Origin of the sequence: Pedobacter duraquae (assembly GCF_004362245.1) — a bacterium.
Classification (GTDB): Bacteria; Bacteroidota; Bacteroidia; order Sphingobacteriales; family Sphingobacteriaceae; genus Pedobacter; species Pedobacter duraquae.
The window spans coordinates 956,798-972,358 of record NZ_SNWM01000001.1 but is presented as its reverse complement, the minus strand read 5'-3'; the positions used below and the strand labels follow the sequence as shown (position 1 = coordinate 972,358).

The window sequence follows — 15,561 nt, the reverse complement described above, 5'->3', positions numbered from 1 at the left end:
ATATGAAAACTAAAGTTATCATTATCATATCTGCAGTATTCTTCACTTTCGCAAGTGGCTGCAAGAAAGGGTTCGACACCCTGAATGTCGATCCAAATAACCCGACATCGCTTGATCCTGCATTTTTGTTTACCAATGCCGAATTTAGTACCTACTCTCCAACGATGGAAACCGAGCCAACAGTGGTACAGCAGTTTGTTAATCCCTTTACGGGAGTTACGGCGGCTTTTAACTTTAACCAGGTTAACCAAACTTATACGGCACAGACCTGGAATGCCGAGTACACAGGCACCAATACAGGCGCAACAAGCTCTGCCGGACCAGTGAAACTGCTTGTACAGATCTTAGCACAACTGAAAGGAAACACGGCAAGAACAAATTTGTACAATCAATCCCGGATATGGAAAGCATACCAGTTCATGCTACTGGTAGATACTTATGGCAATGTTCCCTACAGCGAGGCTGGTCAGGCTTACTTAAATAACATCCAGACACCTAAGTATGACAATCAACAGGCTATCTATACTGATCTGATTAATGAGGTTACCTCGGCCACAGCTGCGCTGGATGCAAGCAAGGATATTGTAACTGCCGATCTATTTTACGCAGGGAATATAGCGCAATGGAAAAAACTGGGATACTCACTACTCCTGCGCTTAGGTATGCGGTACAGCAAGTTTGATGTGGCTAAGGCACAAACAATTGTCCAGGCTGCTTTTGCTGGTGGCGTGATGACATCGAATGCCGATAACTGCTACGTTAAATACACCACGAACTATGTTAACCCGGTAAGCCAAGCCATCAGTGTGATCTCCAATACCTATTACCTTGCCGCTCCCTTTGTAAATCAGCTAAAGAACAGTGGTGATCCGCGACTGAAGTTTATCGCCGGAAAATATGCAAATCCAGCTACCGCTCCAACAACTGTACCCGACACCACATCGGCCAATCAGTTTGGTATGCCCATAGGTTATAACAGTGCCACGCTTTCCACAGCACCAGGTTTTCGTGGGGCAAACGGCTCTGGTTTCAATTACTCACAAATAAACTACAGCATATTTGGTAGTTTAACTGCTCCACAGTTTTTTGTTACCTATGCACAAACCCAGTTGCTGTTAGCAGAAGCCGCATTTAGAGGCTGGCTCCCAACAGGAAGCACGCCGGACGTGTATTATGCAAATGGCATCAGAGGAGCAATGGATCAATGGACAACCTATAATGCAGCGGCGGTTATTCCTTTAGCTACCCAGAATGCATTTATCAATAACCCTGTAAACGCCTATAATACCGCAAATGCGCTAAACCTCATCAATACCCAGTACTGGGTGGCATCCTGGGGCAATGGGGCAGAAGCCTGGGCCAATTTTAGAAGAAGTGGCTTCCCAGCACTTACGCCAAATCCAATCGCCGGCCAAAGTATCACTGGAGGATTTGTCAGACGTTACGTGTATCCCACACTCGAGCTCTCAGCAAACCTAAGTAATTATAAGGCTGCGGTTGCAGATATCGGTGGAACGGATAATATGGATACGCGTATTTTTTGGGATAAGTAACCGTTTAAGTACAACAAACGCTCAGGGAAAGAAGTGCAAGCTTCTTTCCCTTTTTTGTTAAAATAGTTGGTTTATTTAGCCTTAAATAGCTCAGGCATAAAAAAAATGGATAATTTAGTGCCTATGAATATGTTGAATTTTGCACCCACCGGATTTATTTTCGACTTAAACGGCACGATGATAAATGATATGGAGTATCATACCCGTGCCTGGCACGCCATTATCAATGTTGATTTGAATAAAGAACTGTCATACGAAGCTGTTAAGCAGGAAATGTACGGTAAAAATCAGGAAGTCCTGGAGCGCGTTTTCGGGAAAGAAAGATTCACCAGAGCAGAAATGGACGACTTATCACTGGACAAGGAAAAAAGATACCAGGAAGCTTACCGCCCTGAATTGGCGTTGATCGCTGGTCTGGACAAATTTTTAGCACAAGCAAAACAAAAAGAAATAGGAATGGCGATAGGTTCGGCGGCTATAAATTTCAATATTGATTTTGTACTCGACGGCCTACACATCCGACACTACTTTAATGCCATCGTAAGCGCAGACGACGTTGTTGCCAGTAAGCCTGATCCGGAAACTTTTTTGAAATGTGCCGAAAAACTAGGTTTGTCGCCTTCAGCATGCATAGTCTTTGAAGATGCACCTAAAGGAGTGGAGTCGGCATTGAATGCGGGCATGAAATGTATTGTCCTTACCACTACCCACGATGTTCATGAATTTTCAGCTTATCCAAATATTCTGGGTTTTATTAAAGATTATAATGATCCCATACTAAAAGAACTGTTTTAGATGCCGCATTATCAAAATCAAAACCCTGTCCTTGTAGCAGTCGACTGCATAATTTTTGGATATGATGGCGAAAGCCTCAAACTCCTGTTGATCAAACGGGCCATTGAACCAATTAAGGATCAGTGGAGCCTCATGGGTGGATTTATTGGAAAAAACGAAGACTTAGATGGAGCTGCTCAGCGTATCCTGCTGGAATTAACCGGTTTGCATGATGTTTACCTGGAGCAGTTTCATGCTTATGGCAGCCCGGATCGTGATCCCGTGGAACGGACAATCTCCATTGCCTACTTAGCACTCATAGACATCAATAAATATAGCAGGCAAATCAACGACCAGTACCATGCCGAATGGTTTAAAGTTAAAGAGGTTCCCCAACTGATTTTTGACCACGATACCATGGTTTCTGCGGCAATGGATAAGATTAGGCATCAGGCAGCACTCAATCCTATTCTATTTGAATTGTTGCCCGAAAAATTTACCATACCGCAGCTCCAGAATTTATATGAGCAGGTTTATGACCTCCCTATAGATAACCGTAATTTTGTGCGTAAGATCAATGCCAGCGGTATGCTGATCAAGCATTCCGAGAAAGATAAGTCGGGCTCCAGAAGAGGTGCATTTTACTATAGCCTGGATAAAGCAAAACATAACGCACAGTTCAAGTCTTTTTTGAGTTTGATCTCTAATTCTTAACTATCAGTAGATAACAAAGTAAAACGCCATTGCTATCAAATAACAATGGCGTCGAGCGGAATTTATTACAAATGCTAAGCCTGTAAACTGATTATTCAGCTATTTCAGGAACTTATAGGTAGTCGTAGTCTGATACGTCATTCCTGGTTTGAGTACTGTTGAACCAAAATTCGTATGGTTTGGTGCATCAGGGAAATGCTGTGTTTCTAAGCAAAATGCAGATCTGTAGGGATATGATTTACCTGCTTTTCCGTCTTTATCTTTGCCTGTTAAAAAGTTGCCGCTATAGAACTGTAAGCCGGGCTCTGTGGTATATACTTCCAGTCCAATACCAGTAGCTTTACTTTTTACAACTGCAACGGGTTTTGATGAATCGTGGGTGTTTAACACAAAGTTATGATCGTAACCTTTTCCGAGCTTAAGCTGCTGATCGTCGGCATTGATGTTCTTGCCAATAACTGTAGGCTTGGTAAAGTCAAAAACACCGCCAGCCACCGCTTGCAATTTTCCGGTTGGAATTAACGTCGAATCTACTGGTGTAAAAGAATCAGCAGCTATAGACAATTCATGATCCAGGATTGTAGGACTTCCGGCACCATTTAAATTGAAATAAGCATGGTTGGTTAAATTTACGATCGTCGTTTTATCAGTCTTTGCGCTATACTCAATTTTTAACGCATTGTCATCCAAAAGGGTATATGTTACGGCTACATCCAGTTTGCCAGGATAACCGGCTTCACCGTCTTTTGAGGAATACGTTAATTGAAGTGTTTTTTGATCAACTTGTTTAGCATCCCAAACTTTTGAAAAGAAACCATCATCTCCTCCGTGTAAGCTATTTTGACCATCGTTCAGTTGTAGTTGATACGCCTTACCATCTAAAGTAAACTTTCCTTTAGCAATTCTGTTTCCATACCTGCCAATTAATGCACCGAAAAATGGCTCACCTTTTTTTTGATAGGAACCTATTTTCGCATAACCCAACACAATGTCCGTTAACGCGTTATTTTTATCAGGCACTAATAAGGATACAATTCGCCCGCCATAGTTTGTGATGGAAGCAGTAACTCCAGTACTGTTTTTTAGCGTATAAAGTTTAACTGTTTTGCCGTCTATAGTAGCATTAAAGCTGGCCGAATCAACTTGCACTTGTTCGGTGTTACTTTCTTTAGCCTTCGGATTACAGGAGTATAATGCTGCTGATAACAATATAGATGCAAGACTCGGAATGAGTATGTGGTATTTTTTCATGAGTTATTTAGTTAAAATGTACATGCAGGATGGTATTCGTTAACGATCGATGTTAGATACCTTTTATTTATAGAACACTTCGTTCCAGGCTAATTCATTTCTAAATTGATTAATTTTTGTGTCAGGACCAATATTTATATATTCAATTCCTGCGATGTTGGCAAAATCCAGCAGATGTTCTGTTGTTAGATTTTGACTGTAGGCAGTATGGTGTGCGCCACCAGCGTAAATCCATGCTGCGCAGGCAGTTTTCATATCCGGAAGTGGTTTCCACAGTACCCTTGCGACAGGCAATTTAGGCATTTCCTGTTCCAGTGCTACCGCTTTGACCTCATTAACCAACAGTCTGAAGCGATTACCCATATCGATAATTGAGGCATTTAAAGCGTCGCCTCCAGCAACACCGAAAACAAGGCGGGCAGGGTCGGCTTTTCCACCAATACCAAGCGGGTGAACTTCCAGTCGCGATTTTCCTTGTGCAAGGGAAGCGTCCACCTCGAGCATGTGCGAGCCTAAAACCATCGCATTTGCGGGATCGAAATGGTAGGTATAATCTTCCATAAATGCATTTCCGCCAGCCAGCCCTGACCCCATAACTTTACAAGCCCGCACTAAGGCTGTAGTCTTCCAGTCACCTTCCCCGGCAAAGCCATACCCATCCGCCATGAGGCGTTGTGCAGCAATTCCGGGTAGCTGTACCATACCATGTAAGTCTTCAAAAGTATCCGTAAAACCTTTGAAATTTCCTTCTTCAAGGAATTTTCTCAGGCCCAATTCAATCTTAGCCGCCTCATATACAGAGGAGCTCCGGGCACCGTCAGCACGCAGGTCATCCGCCAGTTCATAAGTGTCTTCATAAACCGCTAGAAGTACCTTAATATCCTCATCACTAACAGAATTGATCTTCTCCACCAAATCGCCGATACCGTAGGTGTTTACAGAGAAACCGAATTTCATTTCTGCCTCCACTTTGTCGCCCTCCGTAACTGCCACATAACGCATATTATCGCCAAAACGCGCAAATTTTGCACCCTGCCAATCGTGCCATCCCGCAGCGGCCCTGCACCAGGTATCAATCTGAGCAACAACTTCCTCATCCTGCCAATGCCCAACAACAACCTTCCTGTCTTTGCGCATACGCGACATCATGAAGCCAAACTCTCTGTCGCCATGCGCACTTTGATTCAGGTTCATAAAGTCCATGTCTATCGTTGCCCAGGGGATATCCCTGTTAAACTGCGTGTGTAAATGCAGCAGCGGTTTGCGTAACTCAGTTAATCCTCTGATCCACATCTTTGCAGGCGAAAAAGTATGCATCCAGGTCATAACGCCGATACAGGCCTCATCACTATTTGCACTTTGAAGGGTTTTGAAAATTTCTTCGCTATTTTTTACAATAGGCTTCATCACAATTGATACAGAAATTTTGGCATGTTCATGTAATGCCTTCGCTACTTGCTCAGCATGTACTGCTACTTGTTTTAAAGTCTCTTCGCCGTATAAGTCTTGTGTGCCGGTAATAAACCAGACCTCTAATTTTTTTAAATCGATCATTATTTTGATATTAAAATTAATTTTGTGGGTTAAATTTTAGGATTGACCATAATAGGCACCTGCTCCGTGCTTACGCTGATAATGCTTTTCGATCAGCGATGCTTGTAGTCTGGGTGCCGCGGGATTGATCTGTTCTGTGAGCAATGCCATTTGCGCTACTGCTTCCAGTACCGCGCTGTTATACACCGCTTTTTCGGCTGTTTTACCCCAGGTAAACGGCGCATGATTGCCTACAAGGATCATTTCTACTTCGCGCTGGTTCAGCCCCAAGTTTTTAAAATGATTGATGATCTGAAATCCGGTTTGATACTCATAATCACCTTTGATCATTTCATCTTCCATAGGCGGCGCACAAGGGATGTCTGCGGTTAAATGGTCGGCATGTGTTGTCCCAAAAATTGGAATCGCGCGTTGCGCCTGGGCCCAGGCCGTGGCATAAGTGGAATGGGTATGTACAATGCCGCCAATTTCTGGCCAGTTCTTGTACAAGACAGCATGGGTCTTCGTGTCAGATGAAGGCCGTAAATCGCCTTCAACTGTTATTCCGTCAAAGTCTACCACTACCATTTTTTCAACAGAGAGCTCTTCGTAGGGTACACCACTTGGTTTGATAGCAAACACACCACGTTGTTGATCTGCCGCACTCACATTCCCGAAAGTGAAAAGTACAAGGTTAAGCTTGGGCAGCTGCATATTGGCTAAATAAGCCTGCTCCTTTAGGTCTTGATAACTACTCATGATAGATAAGGGATTACATCTTTTTTACCAAATTTCTCGACATATCTGCCCAGCCCGAGATACTGCTGGTAGTGTTGTCTGTACATTTTTCTCTTAGTAACTTGTGGGTGGTATTCTTTTTCAAATGTCGTTCCCATAACTGCCATTGCCGATTCTATATCCGGATGAATGCCCGATGCTACCGAAGCAAACATCGCTGCACCAAGAGCACAGGTGTGTTCGAAACGATGGATACGGATCGGCATCTCTAATACGTCGGCCATCATCTGCATGATATATGGCGATTTCTTTGCAACGCCTCCAATGCCGATTATGCCCTTTACAGGTACGCCCTGTTCTCTAAACCTTTCCACAATGCTCTTGGCGCCAAAGCAGGTTGCCGCTGCCAGGGCCCTGAAAAATCTTGGAGCATCTGTACCTAGATTGAGCCCAATGATAGCGCCTTTTAATTCTTGATTTGCGTCGGGTGTTCTTCTGCCATTAAGCCAATCTAATGCAAGTTCGGGATAGTCTTCATCAGGAAGCTCCGAAGCTTGTTTACTTAAACGGGCTATGATCTTATGTTCCATTTCATCTATTAAAGCATGGGCGGTAGCCTCGTCTATGAGTGATGATTCAGCTAATAAATTTTCTGCCGGCCAGTTGATCAGATTTTTGAACCAGGCATAAACATCTCCAAAAGCAGATTGTCCAGCCTCAAGGCCCGCCATTCCTGGAATTACAGAACCATTTACCTGTCCGCAGATACCCTGAATCAGTTTTCCTTCCATGTCTTCATTTGGAGCAACAAGAATGTCGCAGGTACTGGTACCCATCACTTTGCTCAGGTAATAAGGTTCTATTTGTCCGCCAACAGCCCCCATATGCGCATCAAATGCGCCAACACCAACTATAACATCAGTGCTCAGGCCTAATTCTGTAGCCCATTCAGTGCTTAATTTTCCCGCTGCCACATCAGAGGTATAAGTATCAGTAAAGAGACGATCTCTGAAACCTGTTAACAAAGGATCTAAAGTTTTAAAAAATGATTCTGGCGGAAGCCCGTTAAATTCCTCAGCCCAAAGTGCTTTATGCCCCGCAGCACAGCGACTGCGTTTCATCTCCTTGATGTCTGTACCGCCAGTTAATAAAAATGGTATCCAGTCACAATGTTCCACCCAGGAAGTTGTTCTTTTTTGTACCGACCGGTCAACCCGCAGTACATGAAGCAACTTAGCCCAAAACCATTCTGAGGAATAAATTCCGCCTACATATTTAAGATAATTGGTTGTAAATTGCTTAGCATGCGTATTAATTTCAGCCGCTTCACGTACCGCAGTATGATCCTTCCACAATACAAACATGGCATTCGGGTTATCCATAAAATCCGGCAACATAGCCAATGGAGTTCCGGTTTCATCAACCGCCACCGGGCTCGATCCGGTAGTGTCTACAGATATCCCTTTAACTTGAGCTGCAATGTCGGAACCGCCAGCTTTTGCAATACATTCTTTAATGGTAAAAATCAATCCCTCCGTGTAGTCTAGCGGGTGCTGCCTGAACTGATTAGTTGCAGGATCGCAATACAGACCTTTTTGCCACCTGGGATAAAGAAATACAGCTGAAGAAATCTCGTTACCGGTACTGGCATCAACCAACACAGACCGAACTGAGTCTGTGCCATAATCTACTCCAATTACATATTCTGGGCTATTCATATCAAATAAATGTGTTTTTAACGGTTATTAAATAAACGTCTAATTAACGCTTATTTATTTGAAATAAAAAAAACTTTTTATTTTTAATGTAAGGTGTATGTAGACAGGTAGTTAAATTGATTGTAAATTATTGCCGGGTTGCATGTGAAATGACGGTTAGAATATGTGAATCGCCAGTTGTCAATGATAAATCTGTGTATTTTAATAGCATTTTTGTTTCCAGCAATGGTCGCAGTGTTGATCAAATCTCTTTTTGTTATATCTTGGGCCGACCAAAGTAATGAGGCTGCTAAATGTACTTGCGGTCTGCCAAGAAATAGAAGAAATGACTAAGCAAAGTATACGAATAGTTCTTAGCGCAATAGGTGTATTTGCCGCTGCTTGCGTTTATTCACCAACAATAAGTGCACAATCCAAATTAAAGCTTGAGTATACTAAGCCAGCTGCCAATTGGAACGAAGCCCTTCCAATGGGTAATGGACGCTTAGGTTTAATGTTATTTGGTAAACCTGAGCAGGAACACCTGCAGCTCAACGAAGAAACAGTCTGGGCTGGCGAACCTGGCAATAACATCCCGAAGCAGGTAAGTGGAAAAATTGATTCAATCAGACAGCTTTTATTTGCAGGTAAAAACAAAGAGGCGCAAAACCTCTCCAATGCAACATTTCCAAGGCAAGCGCCTGAAGGTCTCAACTACGGGATGCCGTATCAGACAGTGGGAGATGTATGGTTAAACTTTCCGGGACAAGAGAATTTTACCGCTTATAAAAGGGAATTGGATATTGCCAATGCGCTGTCCAAGATCTCCTATCAGGTTAATGGTACAAACTATCAACGAACTGTATTTGCATCTTTTACAGACGATGTAATTATTATGAAGCTTTCGGCAGATCGCCCAAAATCAATCTCATTCGATATAGAGATGACCAGCCCTCATAAAAATCAGCAGATTGAAGTAAAAAATGGGATCTTGCAGTTATCCGGAAATGGTGAAAATGTGCAGAACAAGATAGGCCGGATTGTATTCGTCTCCCAGGTGGCACCGGTGCTTAAAGGGGGCAAACTGACGAACTCGGGTAAGTCGCTAAAAATAGTCGGCGCAGATGAAGTGCTCCTATATATCTCTATCGGCACAAACTTTAAAAACTACAAAGACCTATCCATTGATCCTTATAAAAAGACCGCAGATATCCTTACTAAAGCTAAAACCGTAGCTTATCAAATTGCAATTGCGGCACACATCAATACCTATAAAAAGTATTTTGACCGTGTTTCTCTTGATTTTGGTAGTTCAGCCCAGGCTGCTAAAACTACAGATTTACGGGTAAAGGAATTTGCTGTTAAGCCAGACCCTGAACTGGTATCGCTTTATTTTCAGTTTGGCCGGTACCTCTTGATTTCTTGTTCTCAGCCTGGTGGGCAGCCCGCTAACTTGCAAGGAATCTGGAATGACAAAAATTCCCCACCCTGGGACAGCAAATACACCGTTAATATCAACACTGAGATGAATTATTGGCCCGCAGAGATTACCAACCTGACCGAAATGCATCAGCCTTTGTTTGCCATGCTGAAAGACCTCTCCGAGACAGGGAAAATAAGCGCTAAAGAAATGTATGGAGCAAGAGGCTGGAACCTCCACCATAACACAGATTTGTGGCGAATAACAGGTGTGGTCGATGGTGGCTTTTATGGAACATGGCCTATGGGGGGTGCATGGCTCACACAGCACATCTGGCAACATTATTTATATACCGGCGATCAGGACTTTCTCAAAACAAATTATCCGGTTTTAAAGGGTGCTGCATTGTTTTTTCTTGATGCAATAAAAGCTGAACCTTCACATAATTGGCTCGTTATGGCACCATCGATGTCGCCAGAAAATACCTACGAACAGAATGTGGCCATATCAGCAGGTACAACCATGGATAATCAGTTGATAGCTGATGTTTTCAATAACGTCATTCACGCTTCCAAACTATTTGGGATAGATAAGCCCTTGAGGGATTCGGTGCAGGTAGCTTTGAAAAGATTGCCCCCGATGCAGATCGGGCAGTATAGCCAGCTACAGGAATGGCTAAAGGATATGGACAATCCTAAAGACCAGCACCGTCACATTTCTCATCTATATGGCTTGTACCCCTCGGGTCAGATCTCACCCTTCCGCACACCAGAACTTCTGGAGGCCGCTAAGAATTCATTAATTTACCGTGGTGATAAATCTACGGGCTGGTCTATGGGCTGGAAAGTAAATTGGTGGGCCAGGCTTCTGGATGGTAACAGAGCCTTTAAACTCATCTCTGATCAGCTTAGTCCCGCCCCGGAAGATAATAAAGGACAAAATGGAGGTACCTATCCAAATCTGCTGGATGCGCATCCACCTTTTCAAATTGATGGTAATTTTGGTTGTACTGCCGGAATTGCAGAAATGCTGCTCCAAAGCTACGATGGGAACATCTTTGTACTCCCTGCATTGCCCGATGCATTGCCAAATGGTAAAGTAACGGGCCTTAAAGCCAGGGGAGGTTTCGAGTTTGATATGGAATGGGCTAATGGCAAATTGAAAAGGCTGAAAATTAAAGCTCAGCTTGGTGGAAATTGCAGGTTACGGATTGCGGCAAATGTTAAGTTAAAAGGTGATGCACAACTGCAGACCGCAAAAGGGGAGAATACGAACAAATTTTATCAGGTTAACGCTATTGCCAGCCCTTTAATCTCGCAAAAGGCAACGTTAAAAGGCGTAACTATACCTGGAACACAGCTATATGATTTCAGTACCAAAGCAGGAAATACTTACGTATTTGTTGCGCTGTAACTTATAGGCATGGTATCCTTTCTTAACTTTTGTTTTTCTTAAAGTCGCTGGGTTTAACGCCATATTTCGACTTAAAAACTGTCGAAAAATAGTTTGGTGAGGAGAAGCCAACCATATAGGTGATTTCAGCTATACTATGGCGTTCGTTAATTAACAAATAACGGGCTTTTTTGAGTCTCCTGCTCAGGATGTAATCGGTTACAGAACATTCCAGCAGTGCCTTCACTTTTCTGTACAACTGCACCCGTGAAACACCCAAAGCCTTACTGATTTCATCTACGCTGAAGTTTTCATTCGAGAGATTCTGCTCAACAAGGCCGGAGAAATCATTGACAAATTTCTTGTCAAGTGTCTTAGATATAGGTTGCTTGGAAGATGAACTGATATCACTGGTGTAGTGAGATTTTAATAACAGCCTGTTATTCAGTAAATTTTTAACCGTCGCCAAGAGATGGTCATAGTTAAATGGTTTCACGATGTAAGCATCTGCCATACTATCCATGCCATCTATTTGCTGTTCCAGGCTACCTTGTGCAGTTAGCAGGACGATCGGAATATGAGAAGTTCTAATATCAGATTTAAGCTTTTTGGAAATCACTTTTCCAGAAAAATCAGGCAACACAACATCACTGATGATCAGATCGGGAACCTGCTCGTAAGCTGCGTGAATCCCTACATCACCCGTGTTTGCTACAAATACCTCGTAATCATCTTTAAATTTGTTCTCCAGATAATGGAGCAGGTCTATATTATCTTCAACAATCAGTATTGAGTGTTCTTTAATTGGGCGCAGGGCATCTGCGCTATCCTGGTTAAGGTCTTCATCGAGATCAGTGGTGTAAATTCTGGCATGCTCGTAAAGTTCAGCCTTATCGATTTTTGTGTCCGACTTCTCTACGTCAGTAAAATGTGCTTCACCGGATAATATTTTGATGGTAAAGGTAGTGCCCTGCCACTTGATACTGTTTACCATTAAATCTCCATGGTGAAGTTTCATTAACTCCTTAGAAAGCGACAAGCCCAGACCTGAACCTTTTGAAGAGCCCGATGCTGCCTGGTAGAAGTGTTCAAATACATGCGCTGCCTCATCGGGATCCATACCCGGTCCGTTGTCTATACAATCTATATAAATGTAAGGTGCTTCCTGCCGTATTCTGATGTGGATAAAGCCATTCACAGGGCTAAACTTTAAAGCATTTGATAAAAGATTAAATATTACTTTATCAAACATGTTTACATCAAACCATGCAACTACATCTTCTGATTGTGGCAATATCCGAAGATCGATATTGCGTTTTCGGGCGTTGTGCTGAAAGCTGTCTACAATGTCATTAGTAAACTGAAGAAGACTATTTGCAGATACCTGCAATTTCATCATTTGATGGTCTATTTTTCTGTATTCTATCAGTTGATTAATCAATCTTAGTAACCGGAACACATTTTTATGGATCAGTTTAAGATTCTTTTGATCACCGCTATTCATTTTATGGCTCTTGAGCAAATCTTCCAGCGGTGAAAGGATCAGGGTCAGTGGCGTCCGGAATTCATGTGAGATATTTGTAAAGAAGTTGAGTTTAGCCTCGGTTGCGGCCTCTGCCTTTTCCGACATCTCTACCAACAGGTTTCGCTGCTGCAAAATCTCGATATTATTTGCCTCCAGGTTTTTATTTATTTTTCTGTTTTCCAACAAAGAAAAGAAAGCAAGTCCGCCAAAAACAACTGAAAGTACCAAGGTTACCACAGTAATGTTTAAAATAACCTGCTGGTTATTAAAAAGTGCTTTTTGTTCTTGTAAAACGGTTTGCTGACGTTCAATGTCTTTCTGTTGACTGCTTACTTTGTCCCATTGGATTTTCATCAATTTAACATTGGAAGAATCAATGACTACTGATTGAAGGATATTCTCTTTGTTAAAAGGTGCCTTAGTTAAAATTTGAAATGCTGTTGCTATCGCTTCTTTTCCTCCAGTGGGATACAAGATACTCGCATTGATAATTTTGCTGTCTATCATTTCTAGTCCGCCGCCTTGCCCAGGTAAAGCGTCTACACCAATAATTTTAATCTTGTTGCTAATTCCAAGTGTTTTAAGCACCTGTTTTGCGGCAGAAGCCATTTGGTCATTGTGAGCGAAGATGAGGTCTGTTCCAGACAATCTGTCCCTGAATTTCAGGAGTGCTTCTGTTGCCCGCGGTTTTAACCAATCTCCATAGATTTGGGTTGGAACATGTATTCCAGGAAATTTTTCAAGTTCCTGGGCAAAACCCTTTTGTCGCTCAATGGTAGGAGAAGATCCTGGAAGCCCCAAAATTTCAATAATACTTCCCTGTCCCTTTAATAAATTGGCTACATACTCACCAGCCATCCTTCCAATCTGATTGTTATCTGCCCCTACATAAGCTGTGTATAATGATGATGATGTTTTGCGATCAGTCACAATAACAGGTATCCCCCGGTTGTAAGCCTGTTCTACAATTGGGGTAAGCGGACTTGCTTCATTTGGCGAAATAATTAACAAATCAATGTCCTGAGCTAACAACTCCTTTACTTGGGCGATTTGTTTATTGCTGCTGTTATTTGCATCGCGGTAAACCAGGCGTGTCCCAGGATGGAGCGAAAGCTCCATTTTCATCTCCTCCAGCATTGTTCTTCGCCAAAGGTCAGATCCCACACATTGCGAAAAAGCGATCACATACTCTACCTCCTTTTTCTTTTTACTGCATCCCGAAAAAAACATGCAGATAAGCATCAGAGCCAATATATTGATAGGTCTAAAAAATATGCTGTTCATCGCTGTCCTTCGATGGAATGAAATTTCCTCGTTCATTGATATCTGGTTAGCAATTGTTTTGATTATATATTCTAAAGATAAATAAATTTCTACCAGCACAGAAAATGACCCACGTGACATTCAATTCTAATCATCACATCTATGTATCAAAACCTAACTATTTATGTTTTAAAATTAGAGATCGGAGAATTCAATGTCAACTTATAAATTTTAAATTACTATAAATGAAGTTGTTGAGTGATGTCTGTAATTTATAGGTTATTGACACAGAATTAAAGCTTTTCTGATATGGTTTTCTACAACTTGCGACTGTTAACCAATATAGACCCTTTATGAAAAAACATTCCGTCCTGGCTTGGTCCATGGTCGTAGCCCTCGGAGGCTTTTTGTTTGGATTCGATACTGCTGTAATATCTGGAGCAGAGAAATCTATACAACAATTCTGGCAGCTCTCTGCTTTCTCACATGGATTAACGATTTCAATTGCGCTTATCGGTACTGTAGTAGGCTCTTTGGTCGGATCTCGTCCTTCAGATTATTTTGGAAGAAAAAACACCTTGTATTTTGTGGCAGCTGCCTACCTGCTTTCATCTTTGGGCACCGCTATGGCCGACAATTGGTATGTTTTTCTGGTATTTCGTTTCTTAGGCGGACTCGGTGTGGGCATCTCGTCAGTTACAGCCCCAATATATATATCAGAAGTTTCCCCGGCTCATAGAAGGGGTAGATTAGTTGGTTTGTTTCAGTTTAATGTAGTTCTTGGAATATTGATCTCTTACTTGTCCAATTATCTGTTAAGTCAGGGGGGAGAAGCCTCATGGAGATGGATGCTGGGTGTTCAGGCCTTTCCTTCCTTTATTTTTATGGTATTGATTTATTTTATACCAGAAAGTCCGCGCTGGCTGATACTGAAAAGAGGTGCCATAGAGAAGGCGCTCGAAATTCTTAGAATTATCAATCCACTAAACTGCGAACAGGAGCTGGCATCTATTCAAAAATCTGGTTTAGCTATGCAGGACGACAAAACAGCTGACGGTCTTTTTTCCGGTAAGTACAATAAACCTGTTATGCTGGCCGTATTGTTTGCGTTTTTTAATCAGGTATCAGGAATTAATGCCATCATTTACTATGCACCCAGAATATTTGAAATGGCTGGTTTAGGTGCACATTCATCTCTGCTGTCGACGGTAGGGATCGGTATGGTCAACTTTATTTTCACGCTGTTAGCTATCAATATCATCGATAAAGTAGGCCGTCGCACACTGATGGTCATTGGATCTGTCGGACTGATTTTGTCGTTGGGCCTTGTAGCATTTGCATTTCTTGCCGAAACACCCGGCGGCTTTCAAATTCCGCTTTACGTGATGCTGTTTATCGCCTTTTTCGCTTTTTCGCAGGGGGCGGTGATCTGGGTATTCATTTCAGAGATTTTTCCTAATCAGGTGAGGGCAAAAGGTCAAACCCTTGGAAGCTCCACCCATTGGGTGATGGCAGCGGTAATCGCATTCTGCTTTCCATATCTGGCAGAATCCTTTGGTGGTGCCAATATATTTTTCTTTTTCTGCGCGATGATGATCCTACAGCTAATCTTTGTTTGGAAGATGATGCCCGAAACAAAAGGACAATCGCTAGAGCAGATTGAAAGTGGAATCGTTATGCATTAACCCCCAGCCCCATATT

The 15,561-nt window shown here is 42.4% G+C and carries 10 protein-coding genes; 5 read left to right on the top strand and 5 right to left on the bottom strand.

Annotated features, from left to right (window positions below):
* The first annotated feature begins 2 nt into the window (after positions 1–2).
* From CLV32_RS04240 to CLV32_RS04230, 3 genes are all read left to right on the top strand, one after another.
* A complete protein-coding gene (locus CLV32_RS04240; protein WP_133552710.1) occupies positions 3–1,553 on the top strand; it encodes a SusD/RagB family nutrient-binding outer membrane lipoprotein in 1,551 nt (516 codons plus the stop codon).
* A gap of 123 nt (positions 1,554–1,676) precedes the next feature.
* Positions 1,677–2,348: an HAD family hydrolase gene (locus tag CLV32_RS04235; protein ID WP_133553525.1), complete on the top strand. Its 672-nt coding sequence runs from the start codon at positions 1,677–1,679 to the stop codon at positions 2,346–2,348.
* Entirely contained in the window at positions 2,349–3,041 is a 693-nt protein-coding gene (locus CLV32_RS04230; RefSeq protein ID WP_133552708.1) for an NUDIX hydrolase, read from the top strand. It abuts the gene before it with no gap.
* A gap of 99 nt (positions 3,042–3,140) precedes the next feature.
* Here the strand turns inward: CLV32_RS04230 and CLV32_RS04225 are convergent, their stop codons facing one another.
* From CLV32_RS04225 to CLV32_RS04210, 4 genes are all read right to left on the bottom strand, one after another.
* Complete coding sequence (locus CLV32_RS04225; RefSeq protein WP_133552706.1) at positions 3,141–4,292, bottom strand: aldose epimerase family protein; 1,152 nt, start codon at positions 4,290–4,292, stop codon at positions 3,141–3,143.
* 63 nt (positions 4,293–4,355) lie between these two features.
* Positions 4,356–5,846 carry an L-arabinose isomerase gene (araA, locus tag CLV32_RS04220; RefSeq protein WP_133552704.1) on the bottom strand — a complete coding sequence of 497 codons (1,491 nt, stop codon included), beginning with the start codon at positions 5,844–5,846 and terminating at the stop codon, positions 4,356–4,358.
* Between the two features lie 36 nt (positions 5,847–5,882).
* Positions 5,883–6,584 carry an L-ribulose-5-phosphate 4-epimerase gene (locus tag CLV32_RS04215; RefSeq protein WP_133552702.1) on the bottom strand — a complete coding sequence of 234 codons (702 nt, stop codon included), beginning with the start codon at positions 6,582–6,584 and terminating at the stop codon, positions 5,883–5,885.
* The gene (locus tag CLV32_RS04210; RefSeq protein WP_133552700.1) at positions 6,581–8,281 is read right to left on the bottom strand and encodes a ribulokinase; all 1,701 of its coding nucleotides are present in this window, start codon (positions 8,279–8,281) and stop codon (positions 6,581–6,583) included. Before CLV32_RS04210 ends, CLV32_RS04215 begins: the two co-directional genes overlap by 4 nt.
* Positions 8,282–8,606: 325 nt before the next feature.
* Between CLV32_RS04210 and CLV32_RS04205 the strand changes: the two genes are divergently transcribed.
* Positions 8,607–11,093, top strand: a complete 2,487-nt coding sequence (locus tag CLV32_RS04205) for a glycoside hydrolase family 95 protein (protein WP_133552698.1) — start codon at positions 8,607–8,609, stop codon at positions 11,091–11,093.
* Positions 11,094–11,115: 22 nt separating this feature from the next.
* On the opposite strand, the gene CLV32_RS04200 is transcribed toward CLV32_RS04205, so the two are convergent.
* A complete protein-coding gene (locus CLV32_RS04200) occupies positions 11,116–13,917 on the bottom strand; it encodes a substrate-binding domain-containing protein (RefSeq protein ID WP_243732229.1) in 2,802 nt (933 codons plus the stop codon).
* Positions 13,918–14,213: 296 nt separating this feature from the next.
* On the opposite strand from CLV32_RS04200, the gene CLV32_RS04195 reads away from it, so the two are divergent.
* Positions 14,214–15,545, top strand: coding sequence for a sugar porter family MFS transporter (locus CLV32_RS04195; RefSeq protein ID WP_133552695.1), 1,332 nt, complete (start codon positions 14,214–14,216; stop codon positions 15,543–15,545).
* Positions 15,546–15,561 lie beyond the last annotated feature (16 nt).

Coding starts and splice junctions, on each gene's coding strand:
- CLV32_RS04240 (WP_133552710.1), top strand. CDS start 3: ATGAAAACTAAAGTTATCATTATCATATCTGCAGTATTCTTCACTTTC.
- CLV32_RS04235 (WP_133553525.1), top strand. CDS start 1,677: ATGAATATGTTGAATTTTGCACCCACCGGATTTATTTTCGACTTAAAC.
- CLV32_RS04230 (WP_133552708.1), top strand. CDS start 2,349: ATGCCGCATTATCAAAATCAAAACCCTGTCCTTGTAGCAGTCGACTGC.
- CLV32_RS04225 (WP_133552706.1), bottom strand. CDS start 4,292: ATGAAAAAATACCACATACTCATTCCGAGTCTTGCATCTATATTGTTA.
- araA (WP_133552704.1), bottom strand. CDS start 5,846: ATGATCGATTTAAAAAAATTAGAGGTCTGGTTTATTACCGGCACACAA.
- CLV32_RS04215 (WP_133552702.1), bottom strand. CDS start 6,584: ATGAGTAGTTATCAAGACCTAAAGGAGCAGGCTTATTTAGCCAATATG.
- CLV32_RS04210 (WP_133552700.1), bottom strand. CDS start 8,281: ATGAATAGCCCAGAATATGTAATTGGAGTAGATTATGGCACAGACTCA.
- CLV32_RS04205 (WP_133552698.1), top strand. CDS start 8,607: ATGACTAAGCAAAGTATACGAATAGTTCTTAGCGCAATAGGTGTATTT.
- CLV32_RS04200 (WP_243732229.1), bottom strand. CDS start 13,917: ATGAACGAGGAAATTTCATTCCATCGAAGGACAGCGATGAACAGCATA.
- CLV32_RS04195 (WP_133552695.1), top strand. CDS start 14,214: ATGAAAAAACATTCCGTCCTGGCTTGGTCCATGGTCGTAGCCCTCGGA.